This is a genomic window from Sulfitobacter maritimus (assembly GCF_013346665.1).
GTDB lineage: Bacteria > Pseudomonadota > Alphaproteobacteria > Rhodobacterales > Rhodobacteraceae > Sulfitobacter > Sulfitobacter maritimus.
Genome location: NZ_JABVBB010000014.1, coordinates 1 through 665, shown reverse-complemented (window position 1 = coordinate 665; position 665 = coordinate 1). Strand labels below are relative to the sequence as shown.

Below are 665 nucleotides of genomic sequence, written 5' to 3'. Positions count from 1 at the left end.
ATGGTGGCCTCTGGGACGGTCACTTCGATGGGTGCGGTGGCGAGGGTCTTGGCCCCTTCGTTGAGGATATAGCGCAACTCATAGAGCCCCGGCTCCGCAGGTGCGGTGAGTTGGCCTGTGGTCTTGTCGCCAACGCGGCGGTAGGGGCCGGTGGTGCCTTCTTTGGTGCCGACAGGCAGGATCGTGACCATGTCGCGGGAGTTGATTGGGGTGCCCCATTCGATCTCAAAAGCAGCGCCGGTGGTGACAGTCTCCGGCCCGCTGATGGTCGCTTCTGGGGCGGTCACTTCGATGGGCGCGGTGGCGAGGGTCTTGGCCCCTTCGTTGAGGATATAGCGCAGTTCATACAACCCCGGCTCGGCGGGTGCGGTGAGTTGGCCGGTCGTCTTGTCGCCAACGCGGCGGTAAGGGCCGGTGGTGCCTTCCTTGGTGCCGAACGGCAGGATCGTGACCATGTCGCGGGGGTGCGTTGGGGGGCTCCACTCAACGTCAAAGCCCGCCCCGGTCGCTACGCTTTCCGGCCCGGAGATGGAGGCTTCGGGCAGGGTCGGTTCTGGCTCAGGCGCGGGATCTGGCTGGGCCATCGCGGCCTGAACTTGATTTAGCGCGTCATGCAGTTCGGTCGCATTGCTTGCGGGGAGGAAGACGCCGCCCGTGTTCTCGGC

General features: G+C 65.4%; 1 pseudogene. It reads right to left on the bottom strand.

Annotated elements, in window-relative coordinates:
• Positions 1-665 (bottom strand): annotated as a pseudogene (locus HTT03_RS00065) (hypothetical protein); the annotation flags it as partial.